The following is a 24,914-nucleotide window of genomic DNA, read 5'->3' on the forward strand; positions in this document are numbered from 1 at the left end:
ACACCCCCACATCTACTTAGTATACCCATGGATGTGAGGGCATATGTACTTTTAATTTTTATTATAAATTCTTTTGAAAATCTCTAACATAGTCTTGGCAGAATCTCCTCCTAATCTTTCTATTAAAGCATTTGCCAGAACATATGCAATTGCCGCTCTCATAACAATACTTCCTGCCGGCACAGCACATGTGTCAGACCTTTCCACTGCGGCCTCAGCAGGTTGAAAAGTTTTCATATCCACACTTTTGAGAGGCTTATAGAGCGTTGGAATTGGCTTGAAAGCAGCCCGAACAACAATATCCATGCCGTTTGAAATTCCGCCTTCTATACCACCTGCATTGTTTGTTTTTCGATAAAAACCTCTCTTATCATCATAATAAATTTCATCATGAACTTCAGAACCAAACCGCCTTGCCGCTTCAAAACCTAAACCAATTTCAACACCTTTGACAGACTGAATACTCATCACAGCCTGAGCAATCTGCGCATCAAGTTTTCTGTCCCAGTGAACATGGCTGCCAAGACCATATGGAACATTTTTGCAAATAACCTCGGCAACCCCGCCTACGCTGTCACCCATTTGTCTTGCTATATCAATCTCCTGCTTCATCTGCATTTCAGCTTCTTTGTCAATACAAAATAGCTCTGAATAAGATAAAGCCTGTTCAAAAAGCTCTGTGTCATCAAATGAATATGACTTTGTAAGCCGTACCCTACCAATCTCAATAACATGGTTGTAAAGTTTAATGCCAAACATTTTTAAAAGTTCTTCACAAACAGCTCCAACTGCTACCCTTATAGCAGTTTCTCTTGCACTGGCTCTTTCCAATACATTTCTTGCATCATCAAACTCATATTTTAAACAGCCAGCCAAATCTGCATGACCAGGCCGTGGAACTATCACTTTTTTGGTATCTACATCACACTGTATTGCATCCATAAAACTTTTCCAGTTTTCATAGTCTCTATTTTCAATCATCAATGTAATGGGGGCTCCTGTGGTAAAAGAGTTTCTGACTCCTGATAAAATTGTCACTCTGTCCTTTTCTATTTCCATTCGTTTCCCTCTGCCATAACCTCTCTGGCGTAGTTGTAAAAGATGGTTTATATTTTCTATGTCTATTTTTACATGTGCAGGAAATCCTTCTACTATGGCTATTAAAGCTTTTCCATGTGTCTCACCAGCGTCTAAAAATCTCATTGTTTCACCTCAGCTTCTTTGTTTTTGTATCAAACAAATTACTCTTCTCAAATATAATGATAATATACTAAGCATTATCGTTTTTGAGTAGGTAGAAAAGATGAAAAGAAGACTTGTTCGCATACTTTTTACATTATTAGCAGTTTATATTATCTTAAGCATATTTATCATTAAAAATTCGGATAAACATATATACGTGTACCATGAACCTTCCAATTTATCCATCCGCTATGGAGAATCACAATACTCAGTGATAGTACAGAATATAAAAGTAAGTCTTGAAAAAGTGACAAAAGAAAAATTTTATATCACATACTCTCAGGTTACCGGAAATCAGAGTTACTTTGGTTTAACACTTATCATAGAGAACTTAGAAAAAAAGAAGATTAATAAGGCTGCTTTTGAATATATTTACATTGAAGATACAACCACAAAACAAAAATACTATCCAATTCCTTATTTTGAGATAGAAAATTTTCCTCAAGACCAACCTCTGTTGTATAAAGCAAAATTCTACGCTAAATTTCAGCCCTTGCCACATGATACTCATACAATAAATATCTACTTTAAATTTGCAGGTAACCTGTTTACTCTTAAAAACGTTGATATAAGATAAACTTTCTTTTTAGTAATCGTTCAACGCAAGGCTGAGAAGGTACCTCAGCTCTTCTAAATTTGAATTGAGGGCAAATAACCTTTCTGGAGAAATAGCAGAGTTTTTTATACCTTCTTTTAGTCTATCCAGTTCATATTCAATCTCCTCAATCTGAGCAAGTACTGAAAGATTGATAAATGAAGGAAGTTCTGAGAACAACCTTTCACTTTGTGCAACATACTCAGGTGTAATTTCGTACATCTCGCCACGCGCAGGGACAATGACATCAGTGTTAAACCTGTTTTGGAGCTCCTTAGCAAATTCGAGCTGACCTTCCTTCTCGCCATGGACCACAAAAATCTTCTTTGGTTTTTCGCTCATCTGTTCAATCCACGAAAAAAGCCCACTTTTATCTGCATGACCAGAATATGCCTCGATATACTCTATCTTTGCTCTTACTTCCACCTCTTCACCAAATATCTTTACCTTCTTCTGTCCATCCAAAAGCCTTCTTCCCAGCGTGTTTGGCGCCTGATATCCAACAAAAAGCACAGTATTTTTCTCATTCCACAAATTATGTTTAAGATGATGTTTTATCCTTCCTGCCTCACACATCCCACTTGAAGAGATTATTATACAGCTTTTATCATACTCATTTAACCACTTGGACTCATCAACAGATTTTATAAACCTCAAATTAGGAGGCTCAAGAGGATATATTCCATTTTTTATGAACATAGCTGCCTCTGCATCAAAATAATCTATATGTTTTTTGTAAATGGCAGTTGCAGAAGTTGCAAGCGGGCTGTCAACAAAAATCTCTACATTTCTTATAATTTTAGCCTCTTCAGAATCAGTGCTAATTTCTTTTGCAATCTCATATAATATTTCCTGTGTTCTCCCAACTGCAAAAGATGGAATTATAACCTTTCCGCCATTTGAAATAGTTGTACTAATTATATCTATAAGTTTTTTAGATTTGTTTTCAACGTCTACATGAAGCCTATTACCGTAAGTGCTTTCAATGAACAGATAATCGCAACCATCTATTATGGTAGGGTCCTTCAAAATAGGAACATTTCTGTTCCCCAAATCACCAGAAAAAACAAGTTTGTACTCCTTACCATTTTCTTTTATATAAAGTTCAACTATAGCTGAACCAAGCATGTGTCCTGCATCTTTAAAAACAAAACTCAAATTTTTGTCTATTTGAATTTTCTGACCATATTTCACGCCTCTGAAATGTTTTAAAACATTTTCTGCATCTTCTAAGGTATAAAGCGGCAGCAGTAGCTCTTTCCCTTCTCTTTTCCTTTTTCTATTCTTCCATTCAATCTCGCTTTCCTGAATATGAGCGCTGTCTGGCAACATAATACTACACAGGTCCATTGTCGCATCTGTTGTGTAAATTACTCCTCTAAAGCCATCCTTATAGAGTTTGGGAATTCTTCCGCTGTGGTCAATATGGGCGTGAGAAAGAATGACAAATTCAATTTCTGACAGATTAAAAGGAAATGATTCATAGTTGAGCAGTTCTTCAGTCAAACCACCTTGAAACATACCACAATCTACCAGAAATTTTTTGCCTTCAAGCTCAAAAAGGTAGCATGAACCTGTCACGCTCTGAGCTCCACCTATAAATGTTATCTTCAAATTTTCCCTCTCCTCTCATTCAAACTTAACCTTACCATACTGCGGTACAATCTCAAACCATGTGTTCCCTTTTAAAAGCTTAATCTCTTGCCCATTTTCATCTTTTAATATAAATGAATTTTTCATATTAAATTCATAAGTGATTGGAATAGTCTTTCCCATTTGTAGAACATACCCTTTTCCTTTTGAAAAATCCACTTCCTGTCTACCTTTGTCGTCGTTTTTTATTGTGTCATAGTGAGCAAATATTATTACTAAGTTTTTTGCAGTCAGTACAGCACCTGTCTCTTTGTCAAGATGAGGTTTTTCTTTGATAAACCTTTTGTAAACTTTTTTCTGAGCATCATATTCATACCTAACATAATACCATCCTGAAAAAGTAATTTTTATCTTGGTGTTTTCTGAATTCCATTTATTTACAACTTCATCTGTTAAAGGATATGTTTTGTAAGTTTTCTGCATTTTGTAACCCTTTTTATCAAAAAAAGCTGTAAGCTTCTCCATAGAAGAATAGAGATTATGCGGTGCTTTTCTATCTGAGGTCCTGAAGAAAATTCCGCCACCTGTGTATATGGCATCAATATGGGGTATAAAATTCTGTTTGAAAAGCCTGTAAGCTTGTGGACTCCCACCACAGTGTACAAAGTAAGCATTAAGCGATTTTGCTATCTGCATAAAATACGGTCTTGCACTTCTTATAGGACCTACTTTTTTAGGATATGTATGGTGATATATTGCCATAATTCGTGTTGCTCCACCCTCAATCAAAGCTTCATAAAGGTACTCAGCCTGATTTAACGAAGATTGAGGGATTGCACCGGGTTCATTATTAATCATAACTGCTATTATTTGATGTTCATCTTTTTGGTAAATGGCATCTCCAGTGAATCTGCAAAGATAGTCAAACTGCTGAGCTTGACTATTGTCTTTTCCTTCTTTTTTATGTGCTTGTAATGTTTTACTTGTTTTTGAAATTTCATTCTTGGTCTCCTTTTTGCCACATGCTGACAAAGAAAAAATTATCATTCCTATTATAATAAGCGATAAAATCCTTTTTAAATAAACTCCTTTTTTGCCTTTCATAAAGGTCCCTCTTTCATTTTATCTTGAATATCAAAAGGGTTACAAGAACTCCAATAATTGCACCTACAAGTGTTTCCCAAACTGTATGAATCTTAGCTTCTATCCTGCTCTCAAGTACCAATAGAGCCAAAAAAAGAGCAAGTGATACTATTATGAGGTTGTTTGTGAGCATTAAAATAGCAGTTGCCGCAGCAAAAGCCAAAGCAGTATGACCGCTTGGCATTCCGCCCTGCATAAACTTTGTTCTATTTGTAACAGCCTTAACAACTATTATGACCATTGCCACAATTATAAGGGATAAAAACACTACATGGAAAGAAATACCTCTTATATGTTTAAGTGTTAACTCTATTGGCAGCTTTATTTTATCATAAAAAAGAAAATACCCTATAGTCAATGACATCAAGGCAGACACCAACACAGCCCCTGCTGCCACGTCTTTTGCAATCTTTGCTTTTGGTTCAAACTCTTTTGCTATAAGGTCTATAGCATTCTCTATTGCAGTATTTATAAGCTCTGTTGCAATAACCAAGCCAATACAAATTAGTACTAATATGGTTTCAATTTTATTAAGTTTAAAGACAATAGTTAAAAAAAGGATTGCAAAAGCTATTATAAAGTGAATCTTCATATTTCTCTGAGTCTTAAACGCAATTATTATTCCGTTTATTGCATTGTCAAAGCTCTCCAGCAAGGTTCTTCTTTTGTTCATCTTGTCAACCCCATGCTCTGTAAAATTTGCTCTTCATACTCTCTCATTACTTTTCTATCATCATCTTCTATGTGGTCAAAACCCAAAAGATGTAAAACAGAATGTACAGTCAAATAAGCAACCTCTCTTTCCAATGAGTGACCAAATTCTTCAGCCTGCTGTGCTGCCTTTTCGATTGAAATTACAATGTCACCAAGCGGAATTTCATCCTCCATAATTACTATATCTTCTAAAAGCTTCCCATTTTTAAATTCAAATATAGGAAAAGATAGTACATCTGTTTCTTTATTGACATTTCTATAATTTTTATTGAGTTCCTTTATGAAGTTGTTGTCAACTATGAGTACGCTTATTTCAAAGTTCTCTTCTTCCAAGAAAACCTTAATGGTATTTACAATCGACTCTTCAATTATCTTTGAAATGTGCTGGTCAACATCAACCTTATCCTGCTGATTTTGAATGAATATTTTCACTTCCTACTATCACCTCATCTGGTTTGTTTGAAGAATCTTCAAATATATTATAACTGACCCTCTTGTGAAAAACACCAGTCAAAACTTTGATAAAACTTTCTGATATAATCTCAAGTTCTTTAAACGTCAAATCGCTGTTATTTAGCTGCCCATCCAGAAGCTTTTCTTGGATAACATTTCTTATAGTAGCTTCAATCAGTTGAGGCGTCGGAGAAGAAAGAGCCCTGACAGCTGCTTCAACAGAGTCAGCCAGCATAACAATTGCAGCTTCTTTACTCTGTGGAATTGGTCCATCATACCTAAACTTTTCTTCGCTCACTTGCTGATTTTGACTTAGCGCTTTTCCATAAAAAAATGCCACCTTAGTAGTACCATGATGCTGTTTTATAATGTCAAGTACCTGCCTCGGTAGCCTGTATTCCTTCCCAATCTCCACTCCATCTTTTGTATGTGAGATTATTATAAGAGCTGAAAGAGTAGGAGTTATCCTGTTGTGAGGGTCTTCTTCAATAATCTGATTTTCTTTAAAATAAAAAGGTCTTTTTAGCTTTCCTATGTCGTGATAATAAGCACCTATGCGGGCAAGAAGGTAATTGCCGCCGACTGCCTCACATGCAATCTCAGCCAAATTTCCAACTATTAAACTGTGATGATAAGTACCTGGAGCTTCAAGTAAAAGTCTTTTTAGCAGCGGATGGTTGGGATTAGAAAGCTCCATAAGTCTAATCGGGGTGGTAAAATCAAACAAGTACTCCCACACTGGTAAAGTTCCATACGCAATAATAAACGAAAGCGTCGTACCAATAAAAGAGTTTGCTGAAGTGGTCAACACCTCAGCTCCATTTATTTTAAACACCAGTTCAGCTGATAAAACAAAAAGCGAGGATATTAAACTGGCCAAAAATCCGTGAGATATAAATTGTAGTCTATTATGAATACTGTGTGATACAATTGCACATAAACTTCCTGTCACAAAAAGATGAAGAGCAAAACTGAGGTTATCCATCCCCACAATTAGCAGGTTTACTATTGAGAGTACCATGTTAAAAATAATCGAAACTCTAACATCAATCAAAAGAGAAATCAAAATAACCCCTACAAAAGCCGGCACAGCAAATGTTGGTATAGGAAGAAGAAACTTTATTAACAGAAGATTCAAAATTATAATGGCACTTGTTGCTGCCATATCTCTGCAGCTGTCTATAAATTTTCTTTCAAAAAGATAAAAGTACACTCCCATTATGAGAGAAAGTATCAAAATTAATAAAATGGCAGCTGACAAATCACCGGCTATTCTAAATTTAGAATATTTTATATCAGGATTAAAAAATCTAAAGATTTTATCCCAAATTATAGGTGTTGCTTTTCTTTTAGACAGTGCTATCAATAGCAACGAGGTCCCAAAAAAAGAGCAAAAAAGAATAAATCGATAAAAATATATCTTCTTTCTCTCATGCCATCGTCCAAAAATTTTTAACATGGTCTATACTTTTTGTTTCTCCTTTCGTTTTTCTTCATACCTGTTGTAAGCGTTAATAATCTTTTGAACAAGTTGATGACGAACAACATCCTGGTATGTCAAAAAAACAAATTCTATTCCCTCGATATCCCTAAGTATCTTCGTTACCTGAACAAGACCAGACTCAACACCACTTGGCAAGTCAATCTGAGTGATATCACCAGTTACCACTGCCTTTGAACCAAAACCAAGCCTTGTCAAAAACATCTTCATCTGCTCTGAAGTTGTGTTTTGTGCCTCATCTAAGATTATAAAAGCATCATCTAACGTCCTTCCGCGCATGTACGCAAGCGGTGCAACCTCAATTACTCCTCTTTCCATATACCGTTGGTAGGTTTCTGTGCCAATTAGGTCATGCAGCGCATCATAAATTGGTCGCAAGTATGGGTCTACCTTTGTCTGCAAATCTCCAGGTAAAAACCCTAATTTTTCACCTGCTTCAACAGCCGGTCTTGTGAGAATAATCTTGCTTACCTCTTTCTTTTTGAGGTAATGAACAGCCATTGCCATAGCCAAGTAAGTCTTACCTGTACCTGCAGGTCCAATGCCAAATACAATTGTATTGTTCATAATTGCATTTATATATCGTTTTTGGCCAAGGGTTTTAGGTTTTACCTGTTTACCTCTATGAGTTATAAAGATAACATCATTTTCTAAACTTCTTATCTCTTCATCTTCTAAAGTCTCTACTATATAACGGATGGTATGTTCGTCAATATCTAATTTTTTCTTCTCCATGTCATGTAATATTTTTATTGTCTTTTCAGCCTTGCTTATATTTTCTGGACTGCTGCCTATGATTTTTATACCATTGTCTCTAAACACAATATTTACATTCAAAAGCTCTTCTAACGTCCTTACTTTGGAATCAAACTCACCAAATATATTCCAAAGCTCTTGGGTGTCTTCAATGTTTAAAGTTGAAATAAGTCTTTCTTCCAAATATTTCTGACCTCCTATGATTTTATTTTTTTATGCCAATTTCTTCTAAACATTCATAATTTCTTTGGCATTCAATTTTCCTTATTTCACCTTTTTGCTTTATCATTTTTATATATGTGCGAACTGACAAAACGTTTAATATCTTCTTATTTTTTGTAAGTGACATAAACTTTTGGTCGCATTCTCTTTTAACCTTTTCTTTTATTTGAGCAAGCGTAGGTACAAATCTTTTCAGCTTGTATCTTTTGATTTCATACACTCCCACCCAAATAGCCAAAGGTGAAAGTTTATACTCTTTTATTTTAATTTTATCACAATTTTCGTTTTTAGTAACTATATTTTTAAGCTTGATTTCATAATTACCAACTTTTATGTATGGAACTGTTGCTTTTGAAATATATTCTTTTTGATATAAAGGAATAGTAAAATCTGCAGGAATGGTATAAAATGTGATTGCTTCAATTTGGGCATTTGCATCTTCATAATACTCAATTCCATCTTTGGAGGTCACTTTATTATCTACAAGAAGCTGTCCACACACTACAGTATCACCTTCTTTGACAAGTAAATTTCCTGATTTTAAGATTATTCTTTTAATAACTCCGCTACTTGCTGCAAATATCTGTCCTTTCTTGTTCTCAACTTCTGCCTTTTCTCTTTTTACATATTCCACAAACAAACGAGCACCTTCTTTTTTCACATTTACCCACATCAAATCACCCAAATCAGCAAGAAGTTTTCTTTCAAGTATTTTTTCGTCAATTTTATTTTTCAGCATAAATGGCTTTATATTGTACTGGTAAAGTTTTTCTTTTATTTTTTCATCCAACAATATGTCTGCAGAACCATGGTTTAAAATAGCTATGTCAAAAATAAATTGATTAAAAACTATTAAAATAAAAATACATACTCCAACTGTAATTACTTTCCATAACGTTAGCTCCTTTAAATAAAAATACATTCCATTTTTCTCTAAAATGCTTATTTTGCACATTGTCCTTTTTGCTATCTTTGTTACTTTTTTAAAATCTTTGGTCGAAATGCCTATAATAATGGTATTGTCTTGTTTAGAATACAGTTTAAGTAAAATCTTATTGAAAATAAGCATGTTTAAAAATTTGTTTAGATTCTCTCCTTCTACTTTTAAAACAAGTCTTCCACTGCACACTCTCTAATCACTTCTCCCTTGCGCGGGATCAAAAAAATATTTTACAGACTTTATTCTTCCCCTTATAATAATTGTTTCACTGTCCATTCTTTCAATTACAAGTTTATCCCCTTCAATTGCAAGAGGAGAGATGTTTGTGTTTACTTTAACCAAAGCATCTTCATAGCTAATGAGTCCTTTATGGTTCTCAACAACAATTTCTTGGTCACCTATTAAAGTAATTCTTGGCTGGTCTGTTATAACTTCTTGGGGAAGCTGAGATAGCAAAGCAAACTGTCTTAAATCCTTCTTTGACCTCTTTGGCATAAAGGTTTTATTTAAAAAATTAAGGTTCACCTCTATTTTATTTTTCCTCAAATTTTTTTATAACTTATCCAAAATAAAAAAATGGCCTTCTGTTTTACATCAAGAAGGCCACTTTTTATCTTTCAATTATTTTTATTCACTGTTGTAAATATTTTTTGACAATCTCACTTACAACTTTTCCTTCTGCTCTGCCACTTACCTTTTTCATAACCTCTTGCATTACCTTCCCCATATCTTTCATTCCATTAGGTTTTATAATTTCTATAGTTTCTTTTACAACCTGCTCTATTTCTTCTTCGCTGAGCATAGGTGGAAGGTAAGAATTTAAAATTTCAATCTCTCTATTTAACTCATCTATCAAATCCTGTCTGCCACTTTTTATATACTCAGGTAAACTGTCTTTTCTCTTTTTAATCTCCTTCGCGATAACATTCAACACTCCACTATCGTCAAGAACCACCTTGTTGTCCTTTTCAAACTGCAATATAGCAGCTCTCACCATACCAACAACATTTTTTCTGACAACATCCTTTTCTTTCATAGCAGTTTTATAATCTTCAAGGAGCTTATCTTTGAGACTCAACAAAAACGCCTCCTACTCCTTATCTGCGCTTTCTCCTGCGTGCAGCTTCTGATTTTTTCTTCCTTCTAACGCTTGGACTTTCATAGTGCTCTCTTTTTCTGAGCTCAGCCAAAACCCCAGCTTCTGCACATTTCTTTTTAAATCTTCTGAGGGCACTATCGAGTGATTCGTTTTCACCCACTCTTACTTCTGACATCAATTTCCCTCCCCTCAAACAAGGCTCAAAAACCCTACCTCAGGATTATGGTATTATTATAACTCACTTTTTTAAGATATGTCAAACAGTTTTAGATATTACAACTTGTCTTCTGCCCAAAGCCTCTCAAAATTCAAAAACAACTCTTTGTTTTTCTTCTCAAGATTTATCGGCTTAAATTTTTTGTCAACAAAAGCATGTTCAGTAAAACCTGTGGCACATAAAACTCCATCTCTCTTAACCTCATAGTAAAATTTTATTCTCGTAGGTGTTAAATTATTAACCCTTGCACTCACTAAAATTTTATCCTCGTAAAAGCAAGCTCTCTTAAAATCGCAAGAGCAGCTTACAAGTGGCAGATACACTCCAAACTCATTTTCAATCTGAGAATAAGAAACTCCCACCTTTTTTATAAGCTCTGTACGAGCTGCTTCAAACCACACAAAATAATTTGAGTGATGTGCAATACCCATTCTATCTGTTTCAGCATACCTTACTGTTAATTCTATTTCTATCATTATTTGTTACCCCTAAAACTTTTATTCTTCTGTCTTCTGCTCTCCACTAAATACTATTCCCTTTTGAGTATCAATTGTAACCACAATCCCTGTTTTTAATATCTCTAATGCATTTTTAGCATCTGTGATTACAGGGATATCAAGTGCAGCACCTACAATTACAGCATGAGAGTTCTGTCCACCTTCTTCTGTGATAATACCAGATGCTCTTTTCATATATGGTATAAACTCGTTATTTGTTTGATTTGTAACAATAATATCTCCATCTTCAAAATTCTGTTTAAGATCATTAATGGTTTTTACAACACAGACCCTGCTTGTCACCTTTCCACTTCCCCAGCCACGCCCTTCAACCAGAACATGTCCTACAACATGAACTTTAAGTATATTTGTTGTTCCACTTACACCAACAGGAACTCCGGCAGTGATAACAACCAAATCTCCATTTTTTACAATCTTGGATTTCACAGCTATCTCAACAGCATGGTCAAATATATCATCGGTTGAACTCTTGTACTCTGCCAAAAATGGATACACACCCCATGACAGATTCAACTGTCTTCTTACCTTCTCACAAGGTGTGGTTGCAATAATCGGACAAGCAGGTCTGAATTTTGAGACCATTCTTGCAGTGTTACCTGACTTTGTCACAGTTATAATAGCCTTTGCGCCAAGGTCATGTGCGGTTGTACAAGTTGCGTGCGAAATAGCATTTGTAACGTTAACAGGCATATCAAATACCTGAGACTGAAATCTCTTGATATAATCAATCTGATTTTCCACTCTCTCGGCAATCTTTGCCATTGTAGCAACACTTTCAACGGGGTATTTGCCCATTGCCGTCTCGCCAGAGAGCATTATTGCAGACGTGCCATCAAATATAGCATTGGCAATATCGCTAACCTCTGCCCTGGTAGGTCTTGGATTTCGTATCATAGATTCAAGCATCTGTGTTGCTGTTATGACAGGCTTCCCTGCTTTGTAGCATTTTTCAATGAGCATTTTTTGAACAAGGGGGACTTCCTCAAAAGGAAGTTCTACCCCTAAATCTCCTCTTGCAACCATAATTCCATCTGCAACCCTTATTATTTCGTCGCAGTTGGCAACACCTTCTTGAGTTTCTATCTTGGCAATTATTAAAATGTCTTTTCCACCATTTTTGTTCAGAAACTCTCTAATCTCAACAACGTCACTTGCCTTTCTTATAAATGAGGCTGCAATAAAATCTACATCGTTTTCTATCCCAAACAGAATATCCTCTTTATCCTTCTGGGTAAGTGCAGGAAGTCTTATGGGTATGCCCGGTACATTTACCCCTTTTTGGTTGGTCAAAACTCCTCCATTTTTTACCTTGCAGATTATGTTCTTTTCTGTCTTGTCCTCAACAATAAGCTCAATAAGTCCATCATCTATCAGGATTTTATCACCTGGTTTTACATCCTCAATAAGTTCTTTATAAGTTATACTCACAATCTCTTCATTTCCTAAGATTTCTTCCACAGTCAGTACAAACTTCTGACCCTCTTTTAGTTCTACTTTGCCGTCCTTAAAAAAACCTATTCTTATCTCTGGCCCTTTAGTATCAAGCAAAATGGGAATAGGCTTGTCAAGTTCTTCTCTTATCTTTTTTACCATGTCAATCTTTTTCTTATGCTCTTCATGTGTACCATGAGAAAAATTTAATCTCACAACATCCATTCCATTTTCAACAAGCTTTCTTATTATCTCCTCTGAGTCGGTCGCTGGACCCAATGTACAAATTATTTTTGTTTTCCTCAAACTCAAACCCTCCACAAAAAGTTATAAAGAAAGAATAGTAGCTAAGTTGTACATGTATTCATCAATTGTCTTTTGCATAGAAAGTGCTTCGTCAATATCATAATCAACAATCTTGCCATCCTTCATCGCAATTATCCTGTTCTGCTTACCTTCTTTGATAACCTCAACAGCTTTTGCCCCCATCAAACTTGCAACAACTCTGTCATATGCAGTAGGCGATCCACCTCTCTGGATATATCCAAGTATTGTCGCCCGTGTCTCTATTCCTGTTGCTTCTTCAATCTCCTTTGCAAGTTCTGTTGCTCCACCAATTCCCTCAGCCAATATAATCAAGTTATGGAGCTTTCCTTTGTTTTTGCCATCAATTATTCTTCTGATTATCTCATCTTTGTCAAGACCTTTTTCGGGAATCACAATTGACTCAGCACCACCTGCAATACCGCTGTAAAGAGCAATATATCCAGCATGACGGCCCATTACTTCAAGGATGCTAACTCTTTCATGAGAGGTTGCTGTGTCTCTTATCTTATTAATTGCATCCTGTACAGTATTCAATGCTGTATCAAAACCAATAGTGTAGTCTGTACATGCGATGTCATTGTCGATGGTTCCAGGAATTCCAACAACATTTATACCAAACTTACTCAGGTCTCTTGCTCCCCTGAAAGACCCATCTCCACCAATTACAACAAGAGCATCAATCTTAAAGATTTTGCACATTGAAGCAGCTTTTTTGAGCCCATTTTCTGTCATGAACTCAGGAGACCTTGCAGTCAAAAGTATTGTTCCACCACGTTGGATTATATCTGAAACAGACCTCAGGTTCATCTCAAAAATGTCGCCTTCAATAAGACCATTGTACCCACGTCTTATGCCCATCACTCTAAACCCGTAGTATATACCAGTTCTTACAACAGCTCGTATAGCAGCGTTCATTCCTGGTGCGTCTCCACCACTTGTCAAAACACCAATAGTTCTCACTTCTGGCATATCTTTAGTACCCCTTTCTTTTGAGTTTAAAATCCTTTTTCGATTATTATGTTGTGTGCTTCATTGACATCTGTTTCTGGCACTATTATTTCAAAATAACCTTCTTTGCCTTCCTGAGAAATAGATTTGACCTTTGCAAGAATCCCGACTTTCTCAAGCTCCTCTCTAATTTTGTTGGCAATCTCACTATTTGAGGTTATATAAACAACTTCCCACATAAAAACACCTTCTACACCATCATTTATTCTGGGACTCTGAAACAATCATCCCAAACTTTGTATAGATTTCTGCCCTACCTCTTACCTTAATTGCCGACGTAACCTCAGTAAATTGAGCAAGTAAAACTTCACCACTGTCAAGTTTTTCTGTGTGATGAAGTTTTGTGTCCTTACCTCTTGTCAGCCCTATCACATTTACTCCGTTTTCAAGAGCCTTGACTACTATATAGTCACCATTTTTGTATTCGTATACATTTTCATTTTCCATATTTCATCTCACCTCTTTTCAAATATTATAACAAAACGGTCTAAAAATCAAGAATCAATATCTTCTATCCAAACATTTTCCTCGCCAAACCACTCTTTGAGCTGTTCAATCACCGTAGGATTTATTTCTATACACAAATTTGACTTGGAAATTAGCCTCTTTTGATTATAATAAAGAACTATTTTAGACTTTCCTGCAAAGAACTTTACAAACGCTAAGAATTTCTTTGACTTTAATATTGTATCATCACTTACCCTTATTGCAAGGGCTTTTTCTCTGCTGTTTTGAGTTTCTTCAGGTCTATCGCTGCCAAGCCTATCTACTTTTTGAGCAATAACTTTTACCCCCTCGTCCTCTCTGAAAGTTGCCTTTGCCTCAATTAATACAATCATATCTTCTTTTATTAGATGAGAATACTTTTCATAAACGCTCGGGAAAAACAACACCTCAACCGAATCTGTCAAATCTTCTAACTTTGCAAATGCCATTGTCTGGTTGTTCTTTGTAAGTTTTACTTTTACCTCTTTTAATATCCCGCACACAAGTATTTGCTCAAACTTGTATTCATCTTCTTCGGACATAGTAGATATTTCAGAAAGAGGAGTTACATTGTATTTTGAAATTTCCTCAGTATACCTTTCAAGTGGATGACTGCTTATATATATTCCAATAGTATCCTTTTCCATTTTCATGAGTTCCTGAGCAGTTGGTTGTGGCATATTTTTGTACTCAAAACTTTCATTTTCATTGCCGGATATCTCAAAAAAACTAAACTGATTTGCATTCTTCTTTTTAGCTTGTTTTAGCACAAGAATATCTTCTATTGAAGCTAAAAGCGAATTTCTGTTGATCCCTGTAAAGTCAAATGCACCCGAGCGTATCAAATTTTCAATAATTCTTTTGTTTACAGTATTTGTGTCAACTCTCATTATAAAATCATACAAATCCTTAAATTCACCTTTTTCCTCTCTCTCTTTTAAGATGTGGGCAATGACGTTCTCTCCCAAGCTTTTTATAGCTCTTAGTCCAAATCTTATGCTATTTCCTTCGATTGTAAAGTCATAACTACTTTTGTTTATATCAGGTGGCAAAATAGATATTCCAAATTTCCTGCACTCTTCTATATACATTCCAACCTTCTCATTCGAGTTCATAACACTTGTAATTAAACTTGTCATAAACTCTATGGTATAATACTTTTTCAAATATGCAGTCTGATATGCTAATATAGCATATGCAGCAGCATGTGATTTGTTAAATGCATAACTCGCAAAATCTTCTATAATGGCAAAAATCTTTTCAGCTGTTTCTTTATCTATTCCATTTGCCATAGCTCCTTCAATGAATCTGTCCTTTTCTTCCATCAGTATATCGGCTTTTTTCTTTGCCATTGCTCTTCTCACAAGGTCAGCTCTTCCAAGCGAGTACCCAGCAAGTGTTCTGAAAATTTGCATAACTTGTTCTTGATACACAATACATCCATAGGTGACATTTAAAATTGGTTCAAGACTGGGATGGAGGTATTCAATTTTTTCTCTGTTATTCTTGTTCTGGATATAAACTGGAATCTGGTCCATTGGTCCAGGCCTAAATAAAGATATTCCTGCAATAATATCCTCCAAGTTTTCAGGTTTGAGTTCTTTCATAAACTGTTTCATGCCACTACTTTCAAGCTGGAACACACCATTCGTGTTTCCTTCTGATATAAATTCATAAACATTTTTGTCATTATAGTCTATCCTGTCTAAATCAATCTCAATACCTCTATTTTTTTTCACAAGCTCCAACGTATTTTGGATGACAGTGAGTGTTCTCAAACCAAGAAAATCCATCTTCAAAAGCCCAAGTTCTTCTAAAGTTGTCATTGGAAATTGAGTGACAATAGCATCATCAGTCCTTGCCAACGGCACCAAATCTGTAATTGGACAGCTTGAAATCACAACACCGGCAGCATGAACAGACGCATGTCTTGGCATACCTTCAAGATTTCTTGCTGTATCAATTATTTTTCTTACCGTATCATTTTGTTCATAAATCTTTTTAAGCTCATGGTTTATCTCAAGTGCCTTGTCAATGGTCATCCCAGGAGAAAACGGAATCATTTTTGCAATTTCGTCCACCTGAGAATATGGAATTCCCAGGACCCTTCCAACATCTCTGATTGAAGCCCTTACTGCCATTGTTCCAAATGTTATTATCTGACTTACTCTGTCCTCTCCATATTTGCGAGTGACATAGTCAATCACTTCCTGTCTTCTTTGATAACAAAAGTCGATGTCTATGTCGGGCATAGAGACTCTTTCTGGATTTAAAAATCTCTCAAAAAGAAGGTCATACTTTATTGGGTCAACATTTGTAATACCCAGACAGTATGCAACAATACTCCCAGCTGCAGAACCTCTTCCAGGACCTACCATTATGTTGTTTTGTTTAGCATAGTTTATAAAGTCCTGAACTATTAAAAAATATTCGACAAATCCCATATCTTTTATCACTTGAAGCTCCATCATAAGCCTGTCATATGCAGCTTTGTCATCTTTTGAATATCTTTTCTTGAATCCTTCTAAAGCCAACTCTTTAAGGTACTCAAATGCGTCACTTTTGCCTTCTGGCAGTTGAAATTTCGGAAGGTTAATCTTACCAAACTCAAACTCAACGTTGCATTTTTCAGCAATCTCCAACGTGTTTTTCAGTGCTTCCGGAATGTAACCAAAAATCTGTTGCATCTCTTCAGGTGACTTGAGATAAAATTCATCGGTTGGAAATTCCATTCTGTTAGAATCACTTATGGTTTTTCCTGTCTGAATACAAAGCAAGATATCATGAAGGTTTCTATCTTCTCTCCTCAAATAATGAACATCATTTGTTGCCACAATCGGAATTTGATATTTTTTTGATAGCCTCATAAGTTCATTATTTACAAATCTTTGCTCATCAATGTAATGATATTGAAGTTCAAAGTAAAAGTTCTCTCCAAACACCTCTTTATAAAAACTAATTGCATCATACAGTTTTTCCTTTTGCTCTCTCAAAATCAGCTTGGGAATCTCCCCCGCAAGACAACTTGTAAGTGCCACAAGCCCTTTTGAATACTTGCTCAAGACTTCTCTGTCAACCCTTGGTTTATAGTAAAATCCTTCAACAAATCCAATCGAAACTATCTTGGAAAGATTTTTATAGCCCTCATTGTCCATAGCAAGAAGGACAAGGTGGTGGATATCATTATCGATATTTGGTTCTTTATCAAAGCGAGTCCGTGGAGCTAAATATATCTCACATCCAATTATAGGTTTGATACCATTTTCCTTGGCAGCTTTATAAAAATCTATAACACCATACATTACTCCATGGTCAGTTATTGCCACAGCATTCATATTTAGCTCTTTTACCCTTTCAAAAAGCCTATCAATCCTACAAGCCCCGTCCAACAAACTATACTCGGTATGAAGGTGAAGATGAACAAAACTCATTTCTCTTTTGCACCTTTCTTCTTTCCTGGTTTTATATCTCTAAATCATCTAACACATCAACAATATAATAGTGGAAATTCAAAGCCAAATCTATATCCTTGCGAAATGCAAGCCTTTTACCTTCACTATCATAAAAAATTCTAACAATTGGCCTCGAGGGAAACTTGGGATTGTTGTGCACAACTATTCCTTTTTCTCGAGTATTGAGTACAACCGGTGTTCCAATTTGAAAAAGAGAAATAAATGTGACAAACTTGGAAACGATATAACTATCAAAATGTGTTGAACATGAATTTAGCAGATATTCAATTGCCATGTGAGGTTTTAATCGCTTTCTAAACTCTCTGTCACTAACTAAAGCGTCAAACACATCTGCCACAGCTACAATTTTAGCCATTTGCGGGATTTCATCTCTGGTTTTGCCAAAAGGATAACCACTGCCATCTAATCTTTCGTGATGGAAAAGTGCAATCTCTGCAACATTCTGTTCAAATTTGTACTCAGAGCTTAAGATATCATATCCAACAATTGTGTGCATCTTTATCATTTCATATTCCTTTTCCTGAAGAGGTCCTCTCTTGCTCAAAATATTTCTGGGAATTTTTATCTTACCAATATCATGAAGTAAAGTGCCCATACCAAGTACCATGAGTTTATCAAAATCATATCCCAGCTTTATCCCAATCAGAATTGAGAGCACTGTTGTGTTGAGTGAATGAAAAAGTGTGTAGTTCCCAACTGTACGTATATCACACAGGTTTAAGATAACCTCTTTTTGGTTCAAAAGAGAAGAAATTATTTTGCTAACAAGCTCCTTTATTTCCGGAGTAATCTCTTGCGTATTTATATATTTTGACGAAAAAACACCATTTACAATCTCAAATGCTTCTTCTTTTATCTCTTTGGTTATAACATCCTCTATGTAAATTTCGGTATTGTCATCTACAATGTAAATGTCATAAACTCCAAATTCTTTTAACCTTTTTATAACACTATTTGTGAGTTTCTGGCCACTTGCAATTAAAACCTTTCCATCCTCACTGTATATGTCCCGTGCAAGCACCATACCCTCTTTTGCATTTTTAAGTAGTATCCTTCTCATCACATTCTCCCCTATATGCATTTTTTGGCAACAAGATAAGCCTGTCAGTCACAATTACATCAAGCTTTACGTCGTGCTCATCTGCTTTGATTCTTTTTACCTTTTGAAAATGGTATGCAATCCCAACCTTCACACAATGTTGGGCTACCTTTTTCAAAAACCTATCATAGTAACCTTTACCAAACCCCACCCTGTTTAAATCCTTGTCAAACGCAACAATGGGTACAATACAGACATCTATTTGTGATGGAGGTATTTGCTGCTTGCTTGACGGCTCCAAGATACCAAGCTTATTTCTGTGAAGCTTATCCTTTTTTTTGTATTCACACGCCACCATTTCTGCACTATTTACAACCTTAGGCATACAGACCTTTTTATTTTTTTTGATAAGATATTCAATAATTCTTTTGGTATCAACTTCATATGGAAGGCTCATGTAAGTAAAGACGGTTTGAAACTCAAGGGTTGAAAGAAGTTTTTTTAGGTTTCTGTATACCAATATATCAAGATATAACTTTCTCCTTGGCTCAACTAATTTTCGCCTGATTCCTATAATCTTCCTTATTTTTCTTTTGACCAGTTTTTATCACCCTTTTCTATTAATTTATCACTTTTTTATTACAAATGAAATACCTTTTATGTACTAAAAGTAAAATAGCCCTGAAAATAAATCAGGGCTATTTTGTTAGTCTTGGTTTACAACTTTTCTATTTCTATAATACCCGCAATTTGGACATACCCTGTGAGGAAGTTTCATCTCATGACACTGTGGACACTCTGTAAGATTTGGAATTTCCAATTTCCAATTTGCTCTATGTTTATGTGTTCTTTGTTTTGACCATCTTCTTTTTGGTTGTGCCATTTCCTTTCACACCTCCTTTTTCTCATCTGTGTCCAGTTGATTGATAAGGGTTTTTAAAACGCTCAGTCTCGGGTCAATATCATCTTTTTCACATGAACATGAGCTCACATTTAGGTTTGTCCCACACACAGGACAAAGCCCCTTGCAGTCTTCCCTGCACAGGTACTTCATCGGCAGATACAGAACAATTGTTGCAACTATGCTATCATCAAATTCAATGACATCATCTTCAAACCTAATTACTTCATCATCTGTAGTATCTTCTCTATTGGAGTACTCTTCATAAAAAGGAACATCAACTTCAACATAAGCATCATCTGTACATCTGTAACATATAGTTTTTAGTTTTGTTTTGACATTGCCACTGACCTCAATTAAATTTCCCTTCTTTGTAGCAATCCCATAAAAATAGACAGGTTCAACAAAAAATAAAATATCACCTCTAAATTCAAGCTTTTCCCATGATTCACAAAATTCAAATTCTTCAGAGTCACCATTTGTTTTTAATTTTGATACATCTAATCTCATCTTTACAGTCACCTCGTATCATAACGGTTGTATTATAAACTTTTATTTGAGTTTTGTCAATTGATTTATTGCACTGTAATGGAATCCTTAATACTTTCGAATATCTTCTCCCCGATACCGTTTACGTTTTTAATCTCCTCGATACTTTTAAAAGGACCATGTTTTTGTCTATATTCTATTATCCTTTCAGCAAGTTTATCACCAATTCTATCAAGAGTTTTCAACTCCTCCTTTGTGGCAGTATTGATGTTTATTTTCCCTTCACCTGCAGAAATAGTTTCTTGTTTTGTCCCACCTGTAGAAGAAGACAAAACGCCCTGCGACTGCACTTCACCTATCTTTGGAATATAAATCTTTTGCCCATCAGAAATTTTCTCGGCAAGATTAATTGAATTCAGGTCACTTCCAGGCAAAGCTCCACCCGCCAAAATCAAGGCATCGTTTATTCTGCTGCCTGGCAAAAGCTCATAAACTCCTGGATTTTTTACGTTTCCGCACACATAGACAATGCATTTTTGCTGAGAATCTTGGACATTTGTTTCAGCTGTTTTTCTACTCTCATTGTTCACAATGTCATTGCCGCCTTCTTGCGCCTCAATGGTAACCACTTCTCCGGTACTTTTGTCCGAAAAACTATTGTGTGTAAAATACTGGTATATATTGAGCATAAGAAGTACAGCAATAATCACAATCATAACCTTTTCTCTTTTTGTAAATGCAGGCATTTTATTTCACCTTCTTTTTTTTGGTTGTAGTACTTGACAGGAAAATAAAAAGTTTTGCCAGAAGCCCAGCAATTGACATAAAAGCTGGTCATAATATATACTTATTTTATCACATGCACACAAAACTTTTAAAGGCGGTGACAGTATTTAATGTCTCAGTTTCTAAAAAAGGCAGTCTTATATCTAACTTCCTCAGCACTTTTTTTTGTAATACTTTTTACATACCCCTTTTATACATACTCACAGCAAGAGTCCAATGACAAACTTGGCTTGAGTGCAAAATCAGCCATTTTAGTTGAAGCACATACCGGACAGATTTTATTTGAAAAAAATCCTAATTTAAGATGCTTTCCTGCAAGTACTACCAAGGTACTCACAGCACTTGTTGCTATATCATATGAACATGACCTTAGCAAGATATTTAAAGTTTCTTCAAAAGCCACAATGATAGAACCAGGAAGTAGCAGTTATTATTTAAATCCAGGTGAGACTATATCTTTTCAGGACCTTCTTTACGCAATGCTTTTGATATCTGCAAACGATGCAGCTAATGTGATTGCTGAAAATATAGCAGGCAGTATCCCCGAATTTGTAGAGAAAATGAACGAATACGCGAAAAGTATTGGTGCCGAAAATTCTCATTTTGTAAATCCAAACGGACTTCACTCTCCTCAGCATTATACAACTGCTTATGATTTGAGCCTTATTGCAAGACAGGCTTATCAAAATGAAATATTGAAAAAGATATTTTCTACAGTTGAATATAGAATAACAACTGCTTCAATGCATAAAAAACCAGATTGGCAGATAATATATAACATAAATAAGCTTTTGCGAAAAAACTCTCAGTATTATTACCCATACGCAACAGGAATAAAAACAGGCTATACAGCCCAGGCAAAAAGATGTTTAATTGCCTCAGCTAAAAAAAATGACATAGAACTTATTGCAGTTATTCTTTCTTCTGAAGATGCTTTTTCAGACGCAATTAAGTTATTTGACTACGGTTTTAATAACTTCAAAAGAGAGAAACTTTTTTCAGAAAATCAGATTGTTGGAAAGGTGTTAATAGATAAAACAAACCAAAAATGGCTTGATGGCTATCTCAAAGCCCCTGTCTATGTTCTTCAAAATGTTTATTCTCCAGCAGAATCCAATTTTACTTATACTGTAGACTTCTCAAAAGACCTTAAAATCCCCATATACAAGGATACAGTAATTGGAAATGTATATATATACAGCAAGGGGCATCTTATAAACTCTATTCCTGTGTTATCATATGAAAGTTATGAGATACAGCCTGCAAAGAAAATTCTCCAGAATGTAAAAAAAGGATTGATAAAGGGCACTAAAATAGTGATAGAACTTTTGATAGGAGCTATTTTACTTGTACTTATATTCACAATAATAACCATAATCAAATTTAAGCGCAGAAGAGCCAAACTTAAGCTCAGAGCAACAAAAACGATAGACTTTTCAAACCTGCACAACAGAAGATTAAAATAAAGAGGGCACATCTCAAAATGCCCTCTTTATTTTATTTCACCACAATGTTAACAAGTCTATTTTTTACGTACACAAATTTCACTATTTCTTTCCCGTCCAAAAGCGATTTGAGTTTCTGGTCATTTAAAACTGCCTGTTTTACTTCATCTTCTGTCATATCCACAGAGATACTCATCCTTGACCTTACCTTGCCATTTACCTGAATAGCAATCTCTACGTTCTTTCGAACAAGAGCAGCTTCATCGTACTGCGGCCAGCTTACCTCTTCAATGTCCTCACCAAACCCCATAATCTCCCATAGCTCACATGCAATGTGAGGTGTAAATGGATAAATCAGTATTAATAAATTCCTGAGTGTATCTATAATCAAATCTTTATTTAATTTTCCTTTCTCCTTATACTCATACAAGAAATTCAAAAGTTCCATGATAGTACTGATAGCAGTGTTAAAGTTAAACCTCTCTCCTATATCCTCTGTAACCTTTTTAATTGTATAGTTTAATCTATATTTCAGTTCATCGTCAAGTTCAGATTCCCCAAGTAGGCTCTCATCTGCAAGTTTGCTTTTAAGTTCTATATAAAGTCTCCACAGCCTATTTAAAAATCTAAAACATCCTTCAACTCCTTGGTCTGACCACTCCAAATCTCTCTCTGGTGGTGCAGCAAAGAGTATAAACAGCCTTGCTGTATCAGCTCCATACTTTTCTACAATGTCCTCAGGACTGACTATATTTCCAAGCGATTTAGACATCTTTGCACCATCTTTTAATACCATGCCTTGCGTCAAGAGGTTCTTGAAAGGCTCTTCAAAAGGTACATAACCAAGGTCATATAGCACCTTTGTAAAGAACCTCGAATATAGAAGATGCAATATAGCATGTTCAACCCCGCCAATATACTGGTCAACAGGAAGCCAGTAAGAGACAAGCGACTTTTCAAAAGGTTTTTGGCTATTTTTTGGGTCTGTATATCTGAAGTAATACCATGACGAACATATAAATGTGTCCATTGTATCAGTTTCTCTCTTTGCAGGTTTTCCGCACTTTGGACATGTGGTGTTGACAAACTCTTCACAGTAAGAAAGTGGCGACTGTCCTGTTGGTTTGAACTCAACATTGTAAGGTAGCAAAACAGGCAAATCTTCCTCAGGTACAGGAACAATCCCACATTCATCACAATATACAATAGGAATTGGAGCTCCCCAATAACGTTGCCTGGATATTAACCAGTCTCTGAGTTTATACGTTACACATGCCCTGCCAACGCCTTTTTGTTCCAGATGCTGTGTTATCTTTTTCATAGCATCTGTGTTTTTAAGCCCATCAAAAATTCCAGAATTAATCAAAACACCTTCGTCTTCATAAGCACTCTGAAGATTTTCAATGTCAACACCTTCACCTTTTATTACAACTTTAATAGGAAGATTATATTTTTTTGCAAACTCAAAGTCCCTCTGGTCATGGGCTGGAACACCCATTACAGCCCCTGTTCCATAATCAACCAGCACATAATTTGCAATGTATATTGGCACCTTTTCACCTGTTAGGGGATGAATAGCATATCCACCCGTAAACCTTCCTTCTTTTTCTGTCTCTGTAGAAGTTCTTTCAATCTCATTTAGATATTGCATCTTTTCGATAAACTCAAGACACACTCTCTCTTGAGGTTTTCCTGCTATTATCTCCTTTGTTAAAGGATGTTCTGGAGCCAAAACAAGGTATGTGACACCAAAAAGGGTATCAGGTCTTGTAGTAAACACTTTTATTTTTTTACCCAAACCTTCAATTTCAAACTCAATCTCTGCACCTTCACTTCTTCCAATCCAGTTCTTTTGCATTATCTTTACCTTTTCTGGCCACCCATCAAGCTTTTCTATATCACGAAGAAGTCTTTCTGCATAGTTAGTAATTCTGAAGAACCACTGCTCTAAATCTTTTTTTCCAACAAGTGATTTACACCTTTCACATCTCCCGTTTACAACCTGTTCGTTTGCAAGTACTGTCTCACATGATGGACACCAGTTTACATATGACCTCTTTCTATAAGCAAGTCCAGCTTTATAAAACTGCAAGAACATCCACTGAGTCCATTTATAATAATCTGGATGACATGTTGCTACTTCTCTGTCCCAATCATAGCTAATTCCAAGTTCCATAAGTTGCCTTTTCATATTTTCAATGTTTGACCATGTCCAGTCAGAAGGATGAATTCCATGCTTTATAGCAGCATTTTCAGCCGGAAGACCAAACGCATCCCAGCCCATCGGATGCAAAACGTTGTAGCCTTTTAATCTCATAAATCGAGCAAATACATCACCAATCGAATAGTTCCTAACATGCCCCATATGAAGTTTTCCTGAAGGATATGGAAACATCTCAAGGACATAATATTTTGGTTTTGGACTGTCCTCTGACACTTTGTACTTGTTCTGTGAAAACCATTTTTGCTGCCACTTTTTCTCAATCTCTCTAAAGTTGTATTCCATTTCTCCTACCCCCAATGATTTTTTCATTTA

General features: G+C 35.6%; 25 protein-coding genes. 2 read left to right on the forward strand and 23 right to left on the reverse strand.

Annotated elements, in window-relative coordinates; genetic code table 11:
* Positions 1 to 51: 51 nt before the first annotated feature.
* The gene (gene aroC / locus OTK01_RS07255; protein ID WP_029227564.1) at positions 52 to 1,203 is read right to left on the reverse strand and encodes a chorismate synthase; all 1,152 of its coding nucleotides are present in this window, start codon (positions 1,201 to 1,203) and stop codon (positions 52 to 54) included.
* A gap of 100 nt (positions 1,204 to 1,303) precedes the next feature.
* Here aroC and OTK01_RS07260 point away from each other — a divergent pair, with 100 nt between their 5' ends.
* Positions 1,304 to 1,819 carry a hypothetical protein gene (locus OTK01_RS07260; RefSeq protein ID WP_029227563.1) on the forward strand — a complete coding sequence of 172 codons (516 nt, stop codon included), beginning with the start codon at positions 1,304 to 1,306 and terminating at the stop codon, positions 1,817 to 1,819.
* Between the two features lie 9 nt (positions 1,820 to 1,828).
* Here the strand turns inward: OTK01_RS07260 and OTK01_RS07265 are convergent, their stop codons facing one another.
* From OTK01_RS07265 to OTK01_RS07365, 21 genes are all read right to left on the reverse strand, one after another.
* Complete coding sequence (locus OTK01_RS07265; RefSeq protein WP_029227562.1) at positions 1,829 to 3,451, reverse strand: MBL fold metallo-hydrolase RNA specificity domain-containing protein; 1,623 nt, start codon at positions 3,449 to 3,451, stop codon at positions 1,829 to 1,831.
* Positions 3,452 to 3,466: 15 nt separating this feature from the next.
* Complete coding sequence (locus tag OTK01_RS07270) at positions 3,467 to 4,534, reverse strand: DUF3048 domain-containing protein (protein ID WP_029227561.1); 1,068 nt, start codon at positions 4,532 to 4,534, stop codon at positions 3,467 to 3,469.
* Between the two features lie 13 nt (positions 4,535 to 4,547).
* Positions 4,548 to 5,246, reverse strand: coding sequence for a diacylglycerol kinase (locus OTK01_RS07275; protein WP_013432560.1), 699 nt, complete (start codon positions 5,244 to 5,246; stop codon positions 4,548 to 4,550).
* Positions 5,243 to 5,719: an rRNA maturation RNase YbeY gene (gene ybeY / locus OTK01_RS07280; RefSeq protein ID WP_014042187.1), complete on the reverse strand. Its 477-nt coding sequence runs from the start codon at positions 5,717 to 5,719 to the stop codon at positions 5,243 to 5,245. The genes OTK01_RS07275 and ybeY overlap by 4 nt, the downstream gene beginning before the upstream one ends.
* A complete protein-coding gene (locus OTK01_RS07285) occupies positions 5,688 to 7,199 on the reverse strand; it encodes an HD family phosphohydrolase (RefSeq protein ID WP_029227560.1) in 1,512 nt (503 codons plus the stop codon). The genes ybeY and OTK01_RS07285 overlap by 32 nt, the downstream gene beginning before the upstream one ends.
* A gap of 3 nt (positions 7,200 to 7,202) precedes the next feature.
* Positions 7,203 to 8,180, reverse strand: a complete 978-nt coding sequence (locus OTK01_RS07290; RefSeq protein ID WP_013432557.1) for a PhoH family protein — start codon at positions 8,178 to 8,180, stop codon at positions 7,203 to 7,205.
* Positions 8,181 to 8,202: 22 nt separating this feature from the next.
* Positions 8,203 to 9,348: a sporulation protein YqfD gene (locus OTK01_RS07295; protein WP_029227559.1), complete on the reverse strand. Its 1,146-nt coding sequence runs from the start codon at positions 9,346 to 9,348 to the stop codon at positions 8,203 to 8,205.
* Between the two features lie 3 nt (positions 9,349 to 9,351).
* Complete coding sequence (gene yqfC, locus OTK01_RS07300; RefSeq protein WP_029671818.1) at positions 9,352 to 9,654, reverse strand: sporulation protein YqfC; 303 nt, start codon at positions 9,652 to 9,654, stop codon at positions 9,352 to 9,354.
* Positions 9,655 to 9,790: 136 nt separating this feature from the next.
* Complete coding sequence (locus tag OTK01_RS07305) at positions 9,791 to 10,237, reverse strand: GatB/YqeY domain-containing protein (RefSeq protein WP_013432552.1); 447 nt, start codon at positions 10,235 to 10,237, stop codon at positions 9,791 to 9,793.
* Positions 10,238 to 10,256: 19 nt separating this feature from the next.
* On the reverse strand, positions 10,257 to 10,433 hold the full coding sequence (gene rpsU / locus OTK01_RS07310) for a 30S ribosomal protein S21 (protein ID WP_011917352.1): 177 nt from the start codon (positions 10,431 to 10,433) through the stop codon (positions 10,257 to 10,259).
* Between the two features lie 98 nt (positions 10,434 to 10,531).
* Entirely contained in the window at positions 10,532 to 10,951 is a 420-nt protein-coding gene (locus tag OTK01_RS07315) for an acyl-CoA thioesterase (protein WP_029227558.1), read from the reverse strand.
* Between the two features lie 21 nt (positions 10,952 to 10,972).
* Complete coding sequence (pyk, locus tag OTK01_RS07320; RefSeq protein WP_029227557.1) at positions 10,973 to 12,730, reverse strand: pyruvate kinase; 1,758 nt, start codon at positions 12,728 to 12,730, stop codon at positions 10,973 to 10,975.
* Between the two features lie 21 nt (positions 12,731 to 12,751).
* Entirely contained in the window at positions 12,752 to 13,720 is a 969-nt protein-coding gene (gene pfkA, locus OTK01_RS07325; protein WP_013403349.1) for a 6-phosphofructokinase, read from the reverse strand.
* A 26-nt stretch (positions 13,721 to 13,746) separates the two neighbouring features.
* On the reverse strand, positions 13,747 to 13,983 hold the full coding sequence (locus tag OTK01_RS07330) for a hypothetical protein (protein WP_269011371.1): 237 nt from the start codon (positions 13,981 to 13,983) through the stop codon (positions 13,747 to 13,749).
* Positions 13,958 to 14,206 (reverse strand): trp RNA-binding attenuation protein MtrB, encoded by a 249-nt coding sequence (mtrB, locus tag OTK01_RS07335; RefSeq protein ID WP_013432548.1) that lies wholly within the window; start codon positions 14,204 to 14,206, stop codon positions 13,958 to 13,960. The genes OTK01_RS07330 and mtrB overlap by 26 nt, the downstream gene beginning before the upstream one ends.
* Before the next feature lie 47 nt (positions 14,207 to 14,253).
* Complete coding sequence (locus OTK01_RS07340; protein ID WP_029227556.1) at positions 14,254 to 17,676, reverse strand: DNA polymerase III subunit alpha; 3,423 nt, start codon at positions 17,674 to 17,676, stop codon at positions 14,254 to 14,256.
* A gap of 31 nt (positions 17,677 to 17,707) precedes the next feature.
* Positions 17,708 to 18,778 carry an HD-GYP domain-containing protein gene (locus OTK01_RS07345; RefSeq protein ID WP_013432546.1) on the reverse strand — a complete coding sequence of 357 codons (1,071 nt, stop codon included), beginning with the start codon at positions 18,776 to 18,778 and terminating at the stop codon, positions 17,708 to 17,710.
* On the reverse strand, positions 18,759 to 19,358 hold the full coding sequence (locus tag OTK01_RS07350; protein ID WP_014042179.1) for a 5-formyltetrahydrofolate cyclo-ligase: 600 nt from the start codon (positions 19,356 to 19,358) through the stop codon (positions 18,759 to 18,761). Before OTK01_RS07350 ends, OTK01_RS07345 begins: the two co-directional genes overlap by 20 nt.
* A 105-nt stretch (positions 19,359 to 19,463) precedes the next feature.
* On the reverse strand, positions 19,464 to 19,640 hold the full coding sequence (rpmF, locus tag OTK01_RS07355; protein ID WP_013403355.1) for a 50S ribosomal protein L32: 177 nt from the start codon (positions 19,638 to 19,640) through the stop codon (positions 19,464 to 19,466).
* A gap of 6 nt (positions 19,641 to 19,646) precedes the next feature.
* Positions 19,647 to 20,168, reverse strand: a complete 522-nt coding sequence (locus OTK01_RS07360; RefSeq protein WP_029227555.1) for a YceD family protein — start codon at positions 20,166 to 20,168, stop codon at positions 19,647 to 19,649.
* 65 nt (positions 20,169 to 20,233) lie between these two features.
* On the reverse strand, positions 20,234 to 20,893 hold the full coding sequence (locus OTK01_RS07365) for a helix-hairpin-helix domain-containing protein (RefSeq protein ID WP_029227554.1): 660 nt from the start codon (positions 20,891 to 20,893) through the stop codon (positions 20,234 to 20,236).
* A 150-nt stretch (positions 20,894 to 21,043) separates the two neighbouring features.
* On the opposite strand from OTK01_RS07365, the gene OTK01_RS07370 reads away from it, so the two are divergent.
* Entirely contained in the window at positions 21,044 to 22,399 is a 1,356-nt protein-coding gene (locus OTK01_RS07370) for a D-alanyl-D-alanine carboxypeptidase family protein (protein WP_029227553.1), read from the forward strand.
* A gap of 31 nt (positions 22,400 to 22,430) precedes the next feature.
* Here OTK01_RS07370 and leuS read toward each other — a convergent pair whose 3' ends face one another.
* The gene (gene leuS / locus OTK01_RS07375; RefSeq protein ID WP_014042175.1) at positions 22,431 to 24,884 is read right to left on the reverse strand and encodes a leucine--tRNA ligase; all 2,454 of its coding nucleotides are present in this window, start codon (positions 24,882 to 24,884) and stop codon (positions 22,431 to 22,433) included.
* Between the last annotated feature and the right edge of the window lie 30 nt (positions 24,885 to 24,914).

Origin of the sequence: Caldicellulosiruptor acetigenus, assembly GCF_026914305.1 — a bacterium.
Classification (GTDB): domain Bacteria; phylum Bacillota; class Thermoanaerobacteria; order Caldicellulosiruptorales; family Caldicellulosiruptoraceae; genus Caldicellulosiruptor; species Caldicellulosiruptor acetigenus.